The organism is Arthrobacter monumenti (assembly GCF_054511255.1).
The window spans coordinates 84,167-102,096 of record NZ_JBTNCY010000011.1 but is presented as its reverse complement, the minus strand read 5'-3'; the positions used below and the strand labels follow the sequence as shown (position 1 = coordinate 102,096).

General features: G+C 62.8%; 14 protein-coding genes. 5 read left to right on the top strand and 9 right to left on the bottom strand.

Annotated elements, in window-relative coordinates:
- Positions 1–301 (top strand): L-lactate permease (locus ACX80B_RS16040; protein WP_459297956.1); only part of this gene is annotated, 301 nt, incomplete at its 5' end.
- An 82-nt stretch (positions 302–383) separates the two neighbouring features.
- Positions 384–1,637 carry an alpha-hydroxy acid oxidase gene (locus ACX80B_RS16035; protein ID WP_459297954.1) on the top strand — a complete coding sequence of 418 codons (1,254 nt, stop codon included), beginning with the start codon at positions 384–386 and terminating at the stop codon, positions 1,635–1,637.
- 103 nt (positions 1,638–1,740) lie between these two features.
- Here the strand turns inward: ACX80B_RS16035 and ACX80B_RS16030 are convergent, their stop codons facing one another.
- The 4 genes from ACX80B_RS16030 to ACX80B_RS16015 all read right to left on the bottom strand — a co-directional run bounded on the left by ACX80B_RS16030 (position 1,741) and on the right by ACX80B_RS16015 (position 6,897).
- Positions 1,741–4,119, bottom strand: coding sequence for a glycoside hydrolase family 3 protein (locus ACX80B_RS16030; protein ID WP_459297952.1), 2,379 nt, complete (start codon positions 4,117–4,119; stop codon positions 1,741–1,743).
- A gap of 186 nt (positions 4,120–4,305) precedes the next feature.
- The gene (locus ACX80B_RS16025) at positions 4,306–5,139 is read right to left on the bottom strand and encodes an ABC transporter permease (RefSeq protein ID WP_459297950.1); all 834 of its coding nucleotides are present in this window, start codon (positions 5,137–5,139) and stop codon (positions 4,306–4,308) included.
- Positions 5,136–5,972, bottom strand: a complete 837-nt coding sequence (locus ACX80B_RS16020) for an ABC transporter permease (RefSeq protein ID WP_459297972.1) — start codon at positions 5,970–5,972, stop codon at positions 5,136–5,138. Before ACX80B_RS16020 ends, ACX80B_RS16025 begins: the two co-directional genes overlap by 4 nt.
- A gap of 37 nt (positions 5,973–6,009) precedes the next feature.
- Complete coding sequence (locus ACX80B_RS16015) at positions 6,010–6,897, bottom strand: ABC transporter ATP-binding protein (protein WP_459297970.1); 888 nt, start codon at positions 6,895–6,897, stop codon at positions 6,010–6,012.
- A gap of 215 nt (positions 6,898–7,112) precedes the next feature.
- Here ACX80B_RS16015 and ACX80B_RS16010 point away from each other — a divergent pair, with 215 nt between their 5' ends.
- Entirely contained in the window at positions 7,113–9,617 is a 2,505-nt protein-coding gene (locus ACX80B_RS16010; RefSeq protein ID WP_459297948.1) for a GcvT family protein, read from the top strand.
- A gap of 82 nt (positions 9,618–9,699) precedes the next feature.
- Positions 9,700–10,500, top strand: a complete 801-nt coding sequence (locus ACX80B_RS16005; protein WP_459297946.1) for an IclR family transcriptional regulator — start codon at positions 9,700–9,702, stop codon at positions 10,498–10,500.
- Positions 10,501–10,542: 42 nt separating this feature from the next.
- On the opposite strand, the gene ACX80B_RS16000 is transcribed toward ACX80B_RS16005, so the two are convergent.
- Both ACX80B_RS16000 and ACX80B_RS15995 read right to left on the bottom strand, forming a co-directional pair.
- Complete coding sequence (locus ACX80B_RS16000) at positions 10,543–11,112, bottom strand: cyclodeaminase/cyclohydrolase family protein (RefSeq protein WP_459297944.1); 570 nt, start codon at positions 11,110–11,112, stop codon at positions 10,543–10,545.
- Positions 11,113–11,115: 3 nt separating this feature from the next.
- Positions 11,116–12,807, bottom strand: coding sequence for a formate--tetrahydrofolate ligase (locus tag ACX80B_RS15995; protein WP_459297943.1), 1,692 nt, complete (start codon positions 12,805–12,807; stop codon positions 11,116–11,118).
- Between the two features lie 181 nt (positions 12,808–12,988).
- On the opposite strand from ACX80B_RS15995, the gene ACX80B_RS15990 reads away from it, so the two are divergent.
- The gene (locus ACX80B_RS15990; RefSeq protein ID WP_459297941.1) at positions 12,989–13,861 is read left to right on the top strand and encodes a methylenetetrahydrofolate reductase; all 873 of its coding nucleotides are present in this window, start codon (positions 12,989–12,991) and stop codon (positions 13,859–13,861) included.
- A gap of 70 nt (positions 13,862–13,931) precedes the next feature.
- Here ACX80B_RS15990 and ACX80B_RS15985 read toward each other — a convergent pair whose 3' ends face one another.
- The 3 genes from ACX80B_RS15985 to glyA form a co-directional block, all read right to left on the bottom strand.
- Positions 13,932–15,236, bottom strand: coding sequence for a glycine cleavage T C-terminal barrel domain-containing protein (locus tag ACX80B_RS15985; RefSeq protein WP_459297939.1), 1,305 nt, complete (start codon positions 15,234–15,236; stop codon positions 13,932–13,934).
- Positions 15,237–15,601: 365 nt separating this feature from the next.
- On the bottom strand, positions 15,602–16,495 hold the full coding sequence (locus tag ACX80B_RS15980; protein ID WP_459297968.1) for a bifunctional methylenetetrahydrofolate dehydrogenase/methenyltetrahydrofolate cyclohydrolase: 894 nt from the start codon (positions 16,493–16,495) through the stop codon (positions 15,602–15,604).
- 118 nt (positions 16,496–16,613) lie between these two features.
- The gene (glyA, locus tag ACX80B_RS15975) at positions 16,614–17,909 is read right to left on the bottom strand and encodes a serine hydroxymethyltransferase (RefSeq protein WP_459297937.1); all 1,296 of its coding nucleotides are present in this window, start codon (positions 17,907–17,909) and stop codon (positions 16,614–16,616) included.
- Positions 17,910–17,930: the final 21 nt, after the last annotated feature.

Here is a 17,930-nt window from a genome sequence, read left to right as displayed (position 1 = left end):
GACTGTAGTGGCAGCCCAAGCCGTCGGCGGTGCCGGCGGCAACCCGATTGCCATCCACAACATCGTCGCCGCATCAGCCACAGTAGGTCTCCTAGGACGCGAGGGAGATCTTCTCCGGAAAACCATCATCATCACCACGTACTACTGCCTTGCAGCCGGCCCACTGGCCTACGTATTTATCCACGGGCTGGGTCTCAACCTCGGTACTTTCATGCTCATACTGCTCCTCGCAACGTTGGCCCTGCTCGTCGGCTGGATGAGGCGGCAAAGTCCGGCGAAATCACACATAACTGTGGGATGAGCCGCATTCACATCGTCCGTACCGGGACGCGGCCCTGACGAATCGATACGCCCCATTTCCCATACACCCGAGGAGAACCAACATGACCACGAGACAAATACCCAAAGTCTCCGAGATATTTGATCTGCTGCAGTTCAAGAAAATAGAACTCGACCCTCTCAAACGCCGGCTTGAGGCCGCCTTGACGATCGAAGATCTGCGCAACATTGCCAAACGCCGTACGCCCGCCGCCGCCTTCGACTACACAGACGGCGGCGCAGAAGCAGAGCTGTCCTTGACCCGTGCACGCCAAGCCTTTCAGGATGTCGAATTTCATCCGGCCATCCTCAATGACGTCTCCAACGTGGATACCTCGACAACGATCCTCGGCGGCCACTCGGCGCTGCCATTCGGAATCGCGCCTACCGGATTCACCCGCCTGATGCAGACCGAAGGAGAAATCGCCGGCGCGGGTGCGGCCGGTGCAGCGGGCATCCCGTTCTCGCTCTCCACCCTCGGCACGACATCCATCGAGGCCGTCCGGGATGCCAACCCCGCCGGGAGGAACTGGTTCCAGCTCTATGTCATGCGGCAGCGCGAGATCTCCTACGGTCTGGTCGAACGCGCTGCGGCAGCTGGATACGATACGCTCTTCTTCACCGTGGACACGCCGATCGCGGGGGCCCGCCTGCGGGACAAGCGCAACGGCTTCTCGATCCCGCCCCAGATCTCGATGGGCACCGTACTCAATGCCCTTCCGCGGCCCTGGTGGTGGTGGGACTTCATCACCACACCCAAGCTGGAATTCGCATCGCTGTCCTCCACAGGAGGGACCGTCGGAGAACTGCTCGACTCGGCGATGGATCCATCGATCAGCTACGACGATCTAGGCATCATCCGGCAGATGTGGCCGGGCAAGCTGGTCGTCAAGGGCGTCCAGACTCTTGAGGATGCCAGGAAACTCACGGACTTGGGCGTCGACGGCATCGTCCTGTCGAATCACGGCGGCCGCCAGCTTGATCGCGCACCTATCCCATTCCATCTGCTCCCAACGGTGGCCCGCGAGGTAGGAGACGACATCGAGATCATGGTGGATACCGGAATCATGAGTGGAGCGGACATTGTCGCCTCCATGGCTCTCGGTGCCAAGTTCACACTCATCGGCCGCGCGTACCTCTACGGGTTGATGGCTGGCGGACGCGCGGGCGTGGACCGCACCATCTCAATCCTCTCGGAGGAGATCACACGCACAATGAAGCTCCTTCAAGTCAACTCCATCGAGGAATTGTCCCCGAGGCACGTCACTCAGCTCACCAGGCTTGCACCGCGCATCCTGGATCCCGGGGTACACGTCTAGCCTCAATCGCCAGGCACCAAATGAGAGCCCGCCCCGTGATGGGACGGGCTCTCATTTGTGGCGGAGAGCCGGACTACATCCAGTCCGTGGTGATCCGCCCCCCCTAGTAGGTCAGTCCGAAACCAAACGGGAATAGCGCTCCGTCAGTGGTTTCCTTGTAGCCTGGCAGATCACTGTACTGTTCCTTGACGGCCTTCCTCGTTCCGGCCAGCGCAAACGGCATTTTGCCCTGCGGGCTGACCTTTCCGGACAGAATGTCCATCAGTGCCTTGTCGCTCATTCCGAAGCCAGCCACGATGGCTCCGGCGTCGCGCAGACCGCTGGCCTTGTCAAGGACGAACGGCTGCCGGAAGTAGACCTGCAGCACCACCTTGCTGGGATCGTCGACCTCTTTCATGACCTGCTGGATGGTTTCCAGCGACGGCGTTACCTTCCAGGATTCGGCGTTGGACATGCCGGTGAAGTCCAGAATGCTGGATTCCCATGGTAGTGATCCACCGAATCTAAGACCGTTGTCCGTACACTCTTCGGCACCATAGGCAACACACGCATCGGCTGCGCCGTACGGGCTCTCGCCATCCAATCCCTTTACACCTGGAAATTCGATGGGGTTGATGTGTTCCTCGTTGAGGCCCGTCTTGGGGGCATCACTCTTGTAGTCTCCGGTATTGACGTTGTTGGCCGTCATCGAAATCAGCACCCGGTCGCTGCCTTCTGCACCCGGCCGGTCGGCAGGATCTTGGGTGTTGCCGTTGGTGACCTTGTAGCCGTAGCTCTCCACCGTCTCCTCGTCGATGCTGCCGAGGATGTAGACATCCGAGTCCTCCTTAAGCGGCAGAGCCTTGCCGCCGTCGGGCGTCTCCTCGTTCTGCAAAAGCACGGCTGACTTGCGCTGCAGCTCCAGCGCTGTTTCCTGGTGCTCAGAGTTACCGACGACATCGTTGGCCTTCGAAGCATCAACGTACGGATCCTCGAACAGACCCATCAGGAACATCGGCTTGAGCAGGCGCTCCGCAGCCGTCGTGACTCGTTCCTTGGTCACCAGACCCTGATCAACCAGATCGATGATGGTTTGCACGTCGTGGAAACCCGAGAGCGTATCGGTGCCACCGTTGATGGCTGCGGCAACCCGCTCAGGAACCGACTTGTCCTCCAGCCCCCAGGCGCGGTCCTGGATGATGCCCGTGTCTGAGTTGACGTACCCCTGGAAACCAAGCTTGCCGCGCAGCAGGTCATTGACAATCTGCTCCGAGAAGGCCATGCCTGTCTGGTCATAAGTGACGCCGTCATAGGTCACCTCCATCGGTGCTCCGTAGTACGGCATGATGGATGATACTCCGGCGTCGATGGCAGCTTCGAACGGCTTCAGATGGTACCCAAAGCCGCCGCCCGGGTACACCTGTGTCTTGCCGAACGAATAGTGCGGATCAAGGCCCAGTTCCTGCGGGCCGCCACCTGGGAAATGCTTCATGGTCAGTGCCACGGAGGTGTCGGGGCTCAACGATATGCCATCCTCATTGACCGGGCCCTGCAGTGTTTCCACCAGGGACGTCATAATGTTGGCATTGAGATCCGCGTCCTCGGTGAATGTTTCGTGGGCACGGTACCAGCGGGGCTCGGTCGACAGATCGGCCATGTAGCCGTACATCCCGCGCAGGCCGATCGCCTTCCATTCCTCGCCCATGACGCCGGCGAAGTCCTCCACCACCGACATGTCTCCGGTAGTCGGTGCCCCGCCGGTATTGGCGGACTCCTCGCCCAAGGCGGCTGCGGCGATGCCGGCTTCCTTCGGGAAGGCTGTGAATGCTCCTGAAGCTTCATTGATGCCTTCACGGGCGTCAGGATCGATGTGGTTACGCGCGTTCGACTTGTACAGCATCGGAATGCCGAGACGCGTGGCCTCCCCCATTTCCTGAATGGTGTTCATGTACTTGGCCGCTTCCTGCGGCGTCACGCTGGTGCTCGCGCGGAAACCGCCACCGGATTCGCCGCAGACTGCCTTGTCCTCAGTCGTGACGGTGTTGCGGAAAATTAACCGGTGCATCTTCTGCGTGTTGATGTAATCCGTTGCCGCTGGGTCAAGCGTGCCGCGGGTTTGAGTCTCCGTATCGCAGGTTGCGTTGAGGGTGTCGATCAGCATCAGGCCGGCTTTTTCCTTCAGCGTCATCTGCGAGACCAGGTCTTCGACCCGCTCGTCGGCCGAAAGACGCCAGTCCTCGTATGGGTCCAGCTTGCCGTTGTCGTTGAGGTCCTTGAAGGTCCGGCCTTTGACCTTGATGGTCGCTTTGGCGCGCGCTTCGATTTCCGGTGGCTTTCCGTGATTGCCCTCGTTATGGGTCGAGGCAGTCGCCACCTTTTCGCTGTTACTTGCATTGGTTGGAATGGCGGCCAACGCGCTCGCTCCCAAAGCGAGGGACAGAGGCACGACGGCGGCTGTGACAGCCAGCGTCCGTCTGCGTGTTTGTTTAGACGATGGATTCATAGGTAGGTGTCGCTCCTGAATGAATGCTTAAAAGTGGACCTGCCACTCGAACCCGCCAGGACGACAAGACCGAATGGCACACTTCACTATGGCTTGAGTCACTCCAGTCCCTTGACTGGTTGCCGTCAGTTGCTTTGGAATCGCCGTCAATGCTGCCACGAGGCTGTTTCCGGACGAGCGCGTGGGCTACTTCAGGAAGAGTTTGCGCAGTCGGCCGGTGGTCAGCAGCAGGCCGAGGACGATCATCACGAGGTAGTAGAGCACATGGATGGCCGTCGCTGAAGTGAAGACGCCGACGCTGATCTGGCGCAGCAGCTCCACCCCGTGCCAAAGGGGCAACGCCTGGATGATCCATTGCACCGCCGTCGGGTAGACGCTGAGCGGATAGAACGTGGCCGAGAAAAGGAACATCGGGAGCATGACGAAGTTGATCCAGTCCATTTGCTGAAATGTCTTCATGAAGCTCGTGATCCCCATCCCGAAGCTGGCGAAGCCGAAGGCGATCAGGACCGACGCCGGGATCAACAGCAAGGCCCACGGCGTCGTAATCAGTCCCATCATGCTCATCACGGCGGTGAAGCCGGTCGCATACATGGCCCCCCGCAGCAGTGCCAGGAAGATCTCGCCCAGGGCCACGTCAAGCGGGCCGAGCGAGGTGTAGAGCATCCCCTCGTACAGCTTGGCGAAGTTCATCTTGAAGAAAACGTTCCAGGTGGAGTCGTAGACCGCGCCGTTCATCGCGGAAACGGCCAGCAGCGCCGGCGCGATGTAGGCGGCGTACTGGATCGGCTGGCCACCCGGTCCTTCCACTTCGCCCACCAGCGCCCCGAGCCCGATTCCCATCGCCACCAGGTACAGCACCGGTTCGAAGAAGCCGCTGGCCATCACCAGCCAGTTGCTGCTCTTGGTTGCCAGTAGCCCGCGTCCGATGACGGCACGTGCGTTACGTGAGTAGAGCGAACCGAAGGGACGGTTCCGCCCCTCAAGCATCAGGTCCTCCTGCTTGATCACGGTACTCATTTACCCAGCCTCCTCGCGTAGCGCTTCCGCGCCACGGCCCAGCCCGCGAGCGCCAACACCACCATGTACAGCACGTGCAGCGCGGAGAGCCAGACCGGCTCGGCGTAGTCATAACTGAACACGCGGCCCAGTTCGGTCCCGTGCCAGAGCGGCGAGATCCAGCCGATCCAACGGACCACCATCGGCAGCGAGTCCAGAGGGAAGAACGTGCCGGAGAACAGGAACAATGGAGTGACGACGAAACGCATCACCATCGCGAACTGCCCCCTTTCCTCCTCGATCCCCGCCGCGTAGGCCATCAAGGGCAGCCCGAACGACAACCCACACAGCACCGCGATGACAGCGGACAGCCAGCCGGTGGCGTCCGGAACGGCGCCGAAGACGAGCATGAACACGAAATAGATTCCGCAGGTGAGCGCCAGCCGGACCGTCACTGCCATCACCGACCCGTTCACGATCTGGCTGCTGCTCAGCGGAGAGGCGTTGGGGCCGTAGTAGGTCCGGCGCCATTTGAATCCGGCCATCACCGGATAACTGAACTCCTCGTTCGCCACCATGATCGCCGCCGTCGCCAACAGGGCCGGGGCAACAAAGGTCAGGTAGGAGACGTCGCCCAGCCCTTGGTCCCCGGTCCTGGCATCCACCAGCGTGGCCAGCCCGATCCCCATTGCGAACAGATACACGATCGGCGTGCCGACACTGGAGGCAACGATGGTCCAGCCATAGCCGCGCATCGCCCGCAGGACGTGTTCGGCGTAGTACAGGGAGCCATACTTCCGTGCCCGCTGCGCCGCTACCTCCGGTGAATGCGCTTGAAGGCCCGACGGCGACATCACCTGGCTGCGGTCCTGCGCCTGCTGGTCTGCTTGCTTAGTCAACGAGGCTCCTTCCGGTCAGGCGCAGGAAAACATCCTCGAGACTGGAACGGCGCACCAGCGATGTAATGGGATGCAAGCCCCGCTCCGTGACCTGCTCAAGAGCAGCTTCGCCGTCGCGGGTGTAGATCAGGACGCGGTCCGGCAGGGTTTCCAGCCGCTCGCCAATACCCTGCAACTGTTCGCCGATGGTGGCATTGCGCTGCGAACCGAACCGCAGCTCCAGCACCTCGCGGGTGGAGTGTTCCTTAATCAGCGCCGACGGCGATCCCTCCGCCATGATGGCGCCCTTGTCGACGACGATCAGCCGGTCGCAGAGCTGCTCCGCTTCGTCCATGTAGTGCGTAGTGAGGATCAGTGTCACCCCGGATTCCTTGAGCCGGAAGAGCCGGTCCCAGAGGATGTGCCGGGCCTGTGGGTCGAGGCCGGTGGTGGGCTCATCCAACAGCAGGATTTTCGGGTCGTTCACCAGCGACCTGGCAATCGTCAGCCGGCGCTTCATCCCGCCCGAGAGGGAGTCGACCTTGGCTTTGGCCCGGTCGGTCAGCTGCGCGAACTCGAGCAGTTCATCGGCCTTCGGACGCAGATAGCTCAATGGCAGGCCAAAGTAGCGGCCGTAGACGATCAGGTTGTCGCGGACCTTGAGGTCCTCGTCCAGATTGTCCTGCTGCGGAACGACACCCAGATGCGCCCGCACCTCGGGGCCGTGCTGTTCCGGATCGAGACCCATGATGCTCAGCTCCCCGGACGTGCGGCCGGAGACACCGCCGATCATCTTCATGGTGGTGGATTTTCCGGCGCCGTTAGGTCCGAGCAGTCCAAACGACTCCCCCGCCGGGACTTCGAAGGAGATATCGTCAACGGCTTTGAAACCGCCGTACATCTTTGTCAGGTTCCGGGCAGTGATGACGTAGTTTGTTGAGACTTTAGTGTGCACCAGATCACTTTAGTGCAGTGGCGCCGCAGGAGGAATTGACGCCTCCAAAACGGACCATTGACAGCCTCCGAGCCACGCCGCTACGGTTCGAAGACAAGGTGCGCCGCACGCTCGAAAAGCGGCGCAGCTGCCGCCCCGCGCAACGAAGCGATCGGAAAACTATGGCACCCAATAATCCCCGCGTCGTCATCATAGGAGCAGGAATCGTCGGGGCTAATCTCGCCGATGAATTGACCGGGCGAGGCTGGACCAACATCACCGTCCTGGACCAGGGTCCGCTGCCCCGCACCGGCGGATCCACGTCGCACGCCCCCGGGTTGGTGTTCCAGACGAACCCCTCGAAGGCGATGACCGAATTCGCCGCCTACACGGTGCAGAAATTCCTTTCGTTGAAAAAGAATGGAACGCCCGCCTTCAACCAGCTCGGCGGCCTGGAAGTCGCCACCACCGAGGCCCGGCTCGCGGAGCTGAAACGCAGGCACGGCCTCGCCACTTCCTGGGGACTCGAGCCCCGCCTCCTCGATCCCGAGGAAACCGTCAAACTGCATCCACTGGTGGACCGCGACTACATCCTGGGTGCCCTGCACGTTCCTTCGGATGGACTGGCCTCTGCGCTGCTCGCCGTCGAACTCCTGCAGGCGCGGGCCGAATCGCGCGGGGCACGGTTTATAGGTGGCGCCACCGTAACCGGTATTGATTCCGACGGCGGCCGCGTCACCGGGGTGCGGGCCGGAGACCAAACCTTCAGTGCCGACGTCGTTGTTTCCGCCGCAGGTTTCTGGGGTCCCGCCGTCGGCGATTTGATCGGCGTGACCGTTCCGCTGCTGCCGCTGGCGCATCAGTATGTGAAAACGACACCCCTGGCGGAAATTACCGACCCGGCTCCGGAGGGAACCGGCACCGGCAGTAACGCCCGCCTTCCCATCTTGCGGCACCAGGATGAGGACCTGTATTTCCGCGAATTCGGCGACCGGCTTGGAATCGGCTCCTACGCCCACCGGCCGATGCCGGTCGACCTGGCGGAGCTGGCGGCGCCGGATCCAGAACGCATTACCGCCGAGTCGATGCCCTCCCGGCTGGCTTTCACCCCCGATGATTTCGAACCTTCGTGGCAGGAATCCCAGCGGCTGTTGCCCTCGCTGCAGACGGCTCGGATCGCGGACGGGTTCAACGGCATTTTTTCCTTCACGCCCGACGGCGGATCGCTGGTGGGCGAATCGAGGCAGCTGCGCGGGTTCTTTCTGGCCGAGGCGGTCTGGATCACGCATTCGGCGGGTGTGGCCAAGGCCGTGGCGGAGCTGCTGGTCACCGGCCGTTCCGAAACCGACCTGCGGGAACTCGACATCGCACGCTTCGAAGAAGTCCAGTTGCAGCCTGACTACATCAGTGAGACGTCGCAGCAGAACTTTATCGAGATCTACGATGTCCGGCATCCGCTCGAGCCGCGGCTATCGCCCCGGAACCTGAGGGTATCGCCGTTCTTCCCGCGGCAGCAGGAGCTCGGCGCATACTTCCTCGAATCATCAGGCTGGGAGCGGCCGCACTGGTACGAGACCAACGCCGCGCTGCTGGCAGAGCTGCCGCCGGAATGGCAGCCGCCGGCACGCGATCCCTGGTCGGCGCGGTTCGACTCCCCCATCGCCGCCGCTGAGGTGTATGCCACCCGCACGAACGTGGCGATGTTCGATATGACCCCGCTCAAACGGCTCGAGGTGTCCGGCCCGGGAGCCCTGCCATTGCTGCAGCGGCTGACCTCCAATCAGCTGGACAAGAGCATCGGTTCGGTGACCTATACGTTGGCGCTGGACGCTGCCGGTGGCGTCAAGAGCGACATCACCGTCGCGAGGATCGAGGAGAACCTGTTCCAGGCAGGGGTCAACGGTGGCCTCGACTTTGACTATCTGCACAAGGCCGCCCGCGACCAGGGCCAGGAGAACCCGGCCGACTGGGTCGAGGTCCGCGACATCACCGGTGGAACCTGCTGCATTGGTGTTTGGGGTCCCCGCGCCCGCGACCTGATTCAGCCGCTGAGTCCGGCGGACTTTTCGAATCAGGCGTTGAAATACTTCCGCGGGCAACAGACAGCCATCGCTGGAATACCGGTCCGGGCGCTGCGGCTGTCCTACGTGGGCGAGCTGGGATACGAAATCTACGCCAGTGCCGAGAACGGGCTGAAGCTCTGGGATGCGCTTTGGCAGGCGGGGCAACCGCTGGGTGTGATCGCCGCCGGCAGAAGCGCATTCAACAGCATGCGGATCGAAAAAGGATACCGGGCATGGGGTTCCGACGTCGACACTGAGCACGATCCTTACGCGGCGGGTCTGGGCTTTGCCGTCCGGCCGGCCAAGGGCGACTTTGTCGGCAGGGAAGCGCTGACGGGGCGGAGCGAGGACACGGCAACGCGCCGGCTCCGCTGCCTGATGATCGACGACGGCGAATCAATGGTGATGGGCAAGGAACCTGTGTTCCTCAAGGGAGAACGCGCCGGTTACATCACCAGCGCTGCGTATGGACACACGGTTCACTCCCCGATCGCCTACGCGTGGCTTCCTTCGTCAGCTGTGGAGGGGTGCCAGGTGGAGATCGATTACTTCGGGAACCGAATACCGGCCACCGTCGTCGCCGAACCGTTGGTGGATCCCGGGATGAAGAAGATCCGCGGATAGGCAGGCCACGACATAGAATGGCAGTCCGGGCAGGCAAACGGCCTGCCCCGTCGATAAATCACGCCGGCTACAGGAATTTTCTATGGATACCGAGACGTCGAACGGCTCTGAGGAACGGACTTCCGGCCCCGGCGGAGTACAGTCCGTGGACCGCGCCATCACTGTGCTCGAAATACTCGCCCGCACCGGTGGTTCGGGTGTCACAGAGATCGCCGAAACGATGGGGGTACATAAGTCCACCGCGTCCAGGTTGCTGAGTGCCCTCGATCAGCGCGGCATGATCCAACCGCATGTGGACCGCGGAAAATACCAACTCGGTTTCGGCATCCTCCGGCTGGCGGCAGCCATCCCGGGCAAGCTGAGCCTGGTGCAGGAGGCCCGGCCCGTGCTTCAGGTCCTTGCCGACGCATTCGGCGAGACCACCAACCTGGCGGTCTTACGCTCGAACTTCGCGGTCAATGTGGATCAGGCGATGGGCCCCTCGTCAGTGGCAACGCATGACTGGATCGGGAACCTAACACCGGTGCACGCGACGGCCAGCGGCAAAGTCTTCCTCGCTCACCTTGAACCCGCCGAAAGGGACCAGCTGCTGGCCGCAACTGGCCTGCCTGCCGAAACGCCGAACACGATCACGGACCGGGATGACCTGGAAAAACACCTTGCCGACATCGTCGCCACCGGCTATTCGACCGTTTACGAGGAGTTGGAAATCGGGTTGAATGCCGCCGCCGTACCGGTCAGGGACTACCGTGGGGACGTCATTGGCTCTGTTAGTATTTCCGGGCCGGCATTCCGGTTCGATCCGGAAGAAGTGCCGGGACTTCCGGGTGAACTCATCCGCGCGGGCGAACAAATCAGCCACCACCTCGGCTACAACGCCTAGCCTGTAGAAGTGGTTCGTGGAACCTCTGCGGGGTGTCGCGTATCAGTGCGGCCGGACGACCCCGGCAGCAATGTCGGTGGCCCTGCGGGCGGCCGCGAGCGCCGCAGCGGCAGCGGCTGCGCTGGCGGCAACCGAGTTGGCGCTCACCAGTGATGCGGCCACCGCCGCGCCCTGGTCGGCCAGATCCACCGCCGCGAGCGCGTCGTAGCGCAGGTTCGGGTTGCCGTTCTCGGCCAGGACGGCGGCCAGTTCAGCGATTTCGGCGGCGGCTTCGGCAATCTCCGCAGGTATCCGCACCGCTTCAGCCATCGCCTCCGCCTTTCCCCTTCCCCGCCGTTGCGCTGCGAGCACCTCGGCGTAGCCGGCGGCGTCAGCGGTAATCAGAGCCGACACCCGATCGCGAAGTGCAGTGGCACGGTCCGCCAGCGCGCCGGCGTCGGGCCGCTGCGTTGTGGAGCGATGCGCCACTTTTGCCGTCAGCGCGGCCGCGAGCGACACGGTGGCGGCCGTGACGGATCCAGCCGCCGGCGCCGGATCCGTACCGCCGACGTCGTCCAATAATTCCTGCAGCGGCCGCTCCAGGTAGTCACCGGCTTCCCAACCTGGAGTCATCTCTTAGGCCAGTCCGATGATTTCACCGTTCTCACCGATATCAATCCGTTCTGCTGCGGGGCTGGAGGACAGGCCGGGCATGGTGCTCATATCCCCGCAGATTGGATAGATGAAACCTGCCCCGACCGAAGCCCGGACCTCGCGGACCGGCAGCCGCCATCCCGTGGGTGCACCCTTGAGGCTGGGATCGGACGACAGTGACAGGTGGGACTTGGCAATGCAGACCGGCAATTGACCGAATCCGCACCGTTCGTAATCCGCCAGCTGCCGCGCCGCCAGCGGGGACAGGTCAATACCGTCCGCTCCATACACGTTGCGGGCCACCGTCTCGATCTTTTCGACCAACGGCATCGAATCGGGATACAGCTGCCGGAAGTCATTCGGCTCGTCGCATACCTCCATCACCGCCCGGGCCAACTCCACGGCACCCTTGCCGCCGTCGACCACATGGGTGCATACGGCCGCCCGTGCCGATTCCTCCGCAGCAATGTCCAAAATGGCCTGGTGCTCGCTTTCGAAGTCTGTGGGGAAGGCGTTGACCGCCACCACCGGTTCGATCCCATGCAGGCGGATATTCGCAATCTGTTTGCGGAGGTTGGGGGCCCCGGCGAAGACGTCTTCCGGGTTCTCCTCGAGCATTGCCTCGGGAAGCGGCCGTCCGGCAACTACCCGGTACTTGCCGGAGTGCGTTTTCAGGTCGCGGACAGTGGCAACGATGACGGCCGCGTCGGGAGTCAGACCGGAATTGCGGCACTTAATGTTGAAGAACCGTTCGGCTCCCATGTCGGCGCCGAAGCCGGCCTCGGTGACGAGGTAGTCGCCGCTGCGGATACCGATCTGGTCCGCGATAATGGACGAGTTGCCGGTGGCAATATTTCCGAACGGTCCGCAGTGCACCAGCACAGGAGTCTGCTCGACCGTCTGCATCAGGTTCGGCTTGATAGCCTCCGTCAGGATGACGCATATGGCACCTGCGGCCTTTAGCATTTCGGCGGTGACCGGTCCGCCTTCGCGGTCGTAGCCAACCACGATCCGGCCGAGCCGTTCGCGCAGATCCCGCAACGATGTCGACAGTGCAAGCAGCGCCATCACCTCGCTCGCAGCGGTAATGTCGAACCCTGCCTGGCGGGGTGCGCCATCGGCCTTTCCCCCGAGACCCGTAACGATGTGGCGAAGTTCGCGGTCGTTGACATCCAGGACCCGGCGCCAGGTGATCGACTGAGGATCGAGCCCCAGGGTGTTTCCCTTGTGCAGGTGGTTGTCCACCATCGCCGAGAGCAGGTTGTGGGCCGCGGTGACGGCGTGCATATCACCGGTCAGATGCAGATTGAGTGCTTCCATCGGAACGACCTGCGAATAGCCGCCGCCCGCCGCGCCGCCCTTGATACCAAAGGTCGGCCCCATGGATGGCTGCCGGATTGCGACGATACCGCGCTTGCCCAGGTGGCTGAAGGCCTGCCCGAGTCCGACGGATGTGGTGGTCTTGCCCGCTCCGAGCGGCGTCGGCGTGATGGAGGAGACGACGATGTACTTCCCCCTCGGCCGGTCCTTCAGTTCCTCAACGGCCTCAAGGGAAATTTTTGCCGCCGATCTGCCATATGGTTCCAACAGATGTTCGCCAATGCCCATATCGGCAGCGATGCTCTGCAGCGGCAGGAGGCTTGCGCCCCGGGAGATTTCAAGATTGGTAAGCATTATCGGTTTGGGCCTTTCTGATCAGACCGCTGCGGGACGCAGACCTGCGCACGGCCGTCGTTGCTCCGTGCACCTCCAGTCTGGCCCCGGCGGACGGGGTTTTCAAGAGACACAGATTCTGTTGTGGAAAGAGTGCCGATTGTCGGCATTTGACCGGGTCAGGGGCGGTATGGTGAGGCATATGCCCAATCAGGCGCACAGCGGAACCATCCGCACACTGCTGTCCAGAGCCCGCTACGAGATTCTTCCCACGGCTTCGATCGCCGACACGGTTCTGGAGCATGTTCCGAGGGAACGGACCCTGACCGTCACGGCGTCGACAGCGAAGGGGCTGGCGGCGACCCTTGATCTGGCCGAACTGCTGGCCCGCAACGGATACCACGCGGTGCCGCACCTCGCGGCACGGATGATCAGCGGCCGCTCCGAACTGACGGAAATCGTCGACCGGCTGACTGGCTTGGGCGTGGAAGGGGTCTTCGTCCCGGCCGGGGACGCCACCCCGCCCGCCGGAGAGTACGATGCAGCCCTCGGCCTGCTGGAGGACCTTGCCGGACTCGGCAGTCCATTCGCCCGGGTGGGAATTGCCGGCTACCCGGAGCAGCACCCCAGCATTTCCGACGACGTCCTCATCAAGGCGATGGCCGACAAGCTCCCGCATGCCACAGAGTTGGTCAGCAACATGTGCTTCGACCCCAAGGTACTGTCCGGCTGGGTACATCAGGTGCGTGGCCGCGGCGTCGATCTGCCGTTGCTGGTCGGCATGCCAGGGCCGGTGCAGCGGGCGAAGCTCCTCAGCATGGCGACCAAGATCGGCGTCGGCGAATCGACCAGGTTCCTGAGCAAGCACAGGTCCTTGTTCGCCCGCATCGCCAGCCCCGGCGGCTACAGCCCCCGGCGGTTCCTCGAAAAGAGCGCGCCGCTGGCTGCCGACCCCCAGGCGAAGATCGCGGGACTGCATATCTACACCTTTAACCAGGTCGCAGGGACCGAGCGCTGGCTCAGCGAATGGCTGGAGCAGCTGGGCGGACGGGAGGAACAGGAAGGGCCCGGGTAACAAGAAGGGCGCCTTCCTGCGGTCGGCTGTGATGTTCAACCCGCGTTGTCCCTCGTCCGCCCAGCCCTGCTCAAACCGCCGCGTCCAGGCCCTGGCCCCTGAGCCGCTCGCGCTGGTTTGGATTCACCGAGGGACGGAACGGCATTTCCACGACCAGGGCACGAACCGGCTTGCCGACGAAGTCGGAGTACTGGTCAGGCAAGTGCACCCATAGTTCCGTGCCGAGGTCCGCCAGACCGATGGGTACGAATCCCATGGCGATGTTGGTGCCCAGCTCCGGGGAGTACCACGGCGACGTAACGTATCCGGTGGGTTCAGTCTCTGGTTCGGAACTGATCAGCCAGAAGTCCGGGGCATAGTCGTCAATGGCACGGCCACCCAACTGCATTCCGACCAGCGTGTGTGTGTAGGGAGGAAACCCTGCATTCACCGCATCGCGGGCCGCCTCGAGAGCCTGCTTGCCGATATAATCCGCTGTCTTCTGGCGCGGAACCTGATAACCGAGATTGACCTGGAACGGCAAGGTTTCGACGTCCATGTCCTGGCCCCAGGAGAGGATGCCTGCAGCGATCCTGCGGTGGTGCGCCGGAGCGACGACCATCAGGTTGTGCTTCTTGCCTGCTTCCAGCACCGCATTCCACATCTGCTCGGCGTAGAGCGTTGCATCCCGCAGGTAGATTTCGTATCCCTTCTCGCCGGTGAAGCCGGTTTGCGAAATGACGACTTCGCAGCCGCCGACCGCCGAGGCGAGGAGCCCGTAAGAAGGAATTTCCGCCGCTGCCGGACCGACAAGGTCGACGAGCAGATCAACCGATTTCGGACCCTGGATCTGCACTGGTGCGACGTCGATCTCGTTGATTTCGACGTCGAACTTCTTACCGACGTTGACGCCCTGGAGCCACAACATCAGATCGGAGTCCGAAAGGCTGAACCAGAACTCATCTTCGGCAATGCGCAGCAGGACCGGGTCGTTGAGGATGCCGCCAGCTTCGTTGCACAAAATGACGTACCGCGCCCGCATCGGCGGAATCTTGGTTGCATCGCGCGTGATGACATAGTCCACCAGAGCCTCGGCGTCGGGCCCCTTAACCTGAATCTGCCGCTCGACGGCGACATTCCACATCGTGACGTGATTGACGAGTGCGTCGTACTCGACCATCATTCCGCCATCTTCGGGACGGACGTAGCCGCGCGGGTGATACATGCGGTTATAGGTGGAAGCCCGCCAGCAACCGGCCTGGTGGGAGAGCTCCCAATAGGGCGATTTGCGGATGCGGGTGTCGATCAACATTTCAACGGGGGTCGGGCCGGACTGGCGGAGATTAATCGGAACTTTTCGCGTCGACTGATCGACTGAGGGGACGTTGTTGTTCATGGGGACTCCCTGAGCTCGCGCTTGGCTATGCAGCCCCGCTGACCGCCTATGCCGGTGAGTGGCGTTGACCCTGAGCACCGATGCCCATGATGCGCCCCACTTGAAACAGAAGCCGTAAACCAACCTGCAGCGGTGTTGCATTTTATTCGAGGACAATTTCGCTATGTGAGTGTTGTTGCACAATGCGGAACCAGCCCGTGCTCAAAGTGTAGGATGCCTCAAGGGCCGGGGACAAGGGGTGCGCGGTATGAATATTCCGTGAGTCCCACTGGTCACAGCCTGCCGCCTTAAACAGCAAGCCGGGCCAAGCATGTGCGCCTGGCCCGGCTGGCGGGATATTCGATTTGTGTTGATCAGCGGAGCGGCTAATCCGCGATGATGCCCGCCTGCCATTCAGCGGCCTCGACCACATTGGCCAACAGCATGGCACGCGTCATCGGACCGACACCGCCGGGGTTGGGAGAGATCCACGAAGCCACATCGACGGCGGCAGGATCGACGTCGCCGGTCAGGGTTGCTTTGCCCGTCTCCGGGTCGGTAATCCTGGTGACGCCGACGTCGAGCACGATGGCGCCCTGCTTCAGTTCCTCGGCTTTGATCATCCCCGGGAGACCGGCCGCAGCGATGACGACGTCGGCCCGTTGCAGGTGTTCGGGCAGGTCAACAGTTCCGGTGTGGGCCAGGGTGACTGTCGCATTAATCGCCCGGCGGGTCAGCAGCAGTCCCAGCGGCCTGCCCACCGTGACGCCGCGGCCGATCACCAGCACATTCTTGCCATTGAGCGAGATTCCGTGCCGGACCAGCAACTCCACGATCCCGTGCGGAGTGCACGGCAGCGGCGCGTTGACGGGCGTGCTGACGTTCAGTGCCAGCCGGCCCAGGTTGATCGGATGCAGCCCATCGGCGTCCTTCGCCGGATCCATCCGCTCCAGGATCGTGTTGGCATTCACCTGTCCCGGCAGCGGGAGCTGGACGATGTAGGCAGTCGTCGCAGGATCCGCGTTCATCTCATCGATGACTGCTTCGAGCTCCTCCTGGGTAATGTCCTCAGGCAGTTCCTTGCGGATCGAGTTAATCCCGATCTCGGCGCAGTCCTTGTGCTTGCCTCCCACATACGAGTGGCTGGCCGGGTCGCTGCCCACCAATACGGTACCCAGCCCCGGAGTGACGCCCTTCTCCTTTAAAACCGCCACGCGCTCGGCCAGTTCAGCTTTGATGGCGCGCGCGGTGGCCTTGCCGTCCAGTTTCCGGGCAGCCACGGGCGTGCCTACCCGCGTACTGTCCCGCTCCGCAGCATCGGTGTGCACCGTCGTCGCCCCTTGTGCCGCCGTCGTCGCCGTTTCTTGTTCCGTGGTCGCGTCCTGTTGGCTCATTGGATTACCACTCCTCATGTCCGGGGTACAGCGGGAAATTGCCGGCCAGCGTGTCCACCCGCTGACGCAGACTGTCGACGTCGGCACCCGGCTTCAGCGCCGTCGCAATGATTTCGGCAACTTCAGTGAATTCGGCATCGCCAAAGCCGCGGGTGGCCAACGCCGGGGTACCGATCCGCAGTCCGGAAGTCACCATCGGCGGTCGCGGGTCGAACGGGACGGCATTGCGGTTGACGGTGATTCCGGCGCTGTGCAGCAGATCCTCTGCCTGCTTGCCGTCCATCGCCGAGTTGCGCAGGTCCACCAGCACGAGGTGGACGTCGGTGCCGCCGGTCAGTACGGTCACGCCATGTTCGGCAACGTCGGAGCCCATCAACCGGTCGGCCAGGATGTTGGCGCCATTCAGCGTCCGCTGCTGGCGCTCCTTGAACTCCTGTGAGCCGGCGATCTTGAAGGCCACGGCCTTGGCCGCGATGGCGTGCATCAGCGGTCCGCCCTGCTGGCCCGGGAAGACACCGGAGTCAATTTTCTTCGCCAGCTCCTGCTTGGTGAGGATGACGCCCGAGCGCGGACCGGCCAGGGTCTTGTGCACCGTGGAGGTGACGACGTCGGAATGCGGAACCGGATTTGGGTGCAGGCCAGCGGCGACCAGGCCGGCGAAGTGCGCCATATCGGTCCAGAGGTAGGCGCCCACCTCATCGGCAATCTCGCGGAAGGCGGCGAAGTCGAGCTGGCGCGAATAGGCTGACCAGCCGGCGATAATCACATTGGGCCGCTCGGCCAGAGCCTGCTCGCGCACCTTGTCCATATCTATACGGAGCGTATCCGGGTCCACGCCGTAAGCAGCGACCTCGTACAGCTTGCCGGAAAAGTTCAGCTTCATGCCGTGGGTGAGGTGTCCGCCATGGGCCAGCTCGAGCCCCATGATCTTGTCGCCTGGCTTGATCATCGCGGCCAGTGCGGCCGAGTTCGCCTGCGCGCCGGCATGCGGCTGGACGTTGACGTGCTCGGCGCCGAACAGTGCCTTGGCGCGGTCGCGGGCCAGGTTCTCGGCCACGTCGACATACTCGCAGCCGCCGTAGTATCGCCGGCCGGGATAGCCTTCGGCGTACTTGTTGGTCAGCACCGATCCCTGCGCCTCCAGGACGGAGCGCGGCGCGAAGTTCTCGGATGCGATCATCTCGAGGGTGCCGCGCTGGCGGGACAGCTCGTCGTCGAGGACGGCGGCAATCTCAGGATCGACTTCGGACAGCGGGAGGTTGGTCACGGACGAGGTCAGGGACGGGGATTGTGTACTCACGGAGTCTCCTGGTGAGAGTTA